The following is an 863-nucleotide window of genomic DNA, read 5'->3' on the forward strand; positions in this document are numbered from 1 at the left end:
TTCTCGGTGTTGTCGTTCGAAGGACGCGAGGCGATCAGCGAGACGTATCGGCTGGCGATCGAGTTCACCAGCGCCCGGGCCGCGATTCCTGTGGCGGAGGTACTCGGCAAGCCGGTCAAGTTCGCAATCGATCCAGTCGATGTCAACGCGGGACTGCTGCCCGAGTTGGCCGCTCGCTTGGTGAAGGCCCCGGCGCGGCTCTTCAACGGCATCGTCACGGCGTTCGATGAACTGGGATCGTCGGCGGATGAAACCCGTTATCGCGTGGTGCTGGAACCGCGCTTGTCGGATCTGAAGCTCGAAGTCGCAAGCCGGCTGTTTCAGAACCAGACGGTGCCGTCGATCATCGAATCGGTGCTGCGTCACTACGGGTTCACCGCCGTCGATTTCCAGTTCAAGCTGCGCGCGGAATATTCCAGTCGCGAGTACACCACGCAGTACAACGAGTCGGCGCTTGCTTTCATCAAGCGCATTGCGGCCGATGAAGGCATCTGGTTTCGCTTCGAACAGACCGCCGAGCGTGAAGTGATCGTGTTCGGCGACGATCTCGATGCCTACGCTCGCGAGCCGAAACTGATCGCGCCGTTTCGCGCGGAAGGCGGCATGGCGAGCCCGGGCGTGGAATCCGTGATGACGCTTGCGGAGCATCGCACGCGGGTGGCGCAATCGGTGACGGTGGACGACTACAACCATCGTACGGCAGGCGTTACGCTGCTGGCTGAAGTCAACGCGGCGCGCGACGATGGCACCACGAGCGGAAACAAGTACCGTTGGGGCGAGCATTATGCGACGCCGGAAGCGGGCAAGCGCGTCGCGGTGCTGCGCCATCAGGCGGAACTTGCCGGTCAGGTGATCTTCGAAGG

1 protein-coding gene is annotated in these 863 nt (G+C 62.5%); it reads left to right on the forward strand.

Annotated features, from left to right (window positions below; translation table 11 throughout):
• Nucleotides 1–863: type VI secretion system Vgr family protein (locus AWB81_RS43610; RefSeq protein ID WP_144444418.1), on the forward strand; the 863-nt coding region annotated here is incomplete at both ends.

Origin of the sequence: Caballeronia arationis, assembly GCF_001544975.2 — a bacterium.
In the GTDB taxonomy this organism is placed as follows: Bacteria; Pseudomonadota; Gammaproteobacteria; order Burkholderiales; family Burkholderiaceae; genus Caballeronia; species Caballeronia arationis.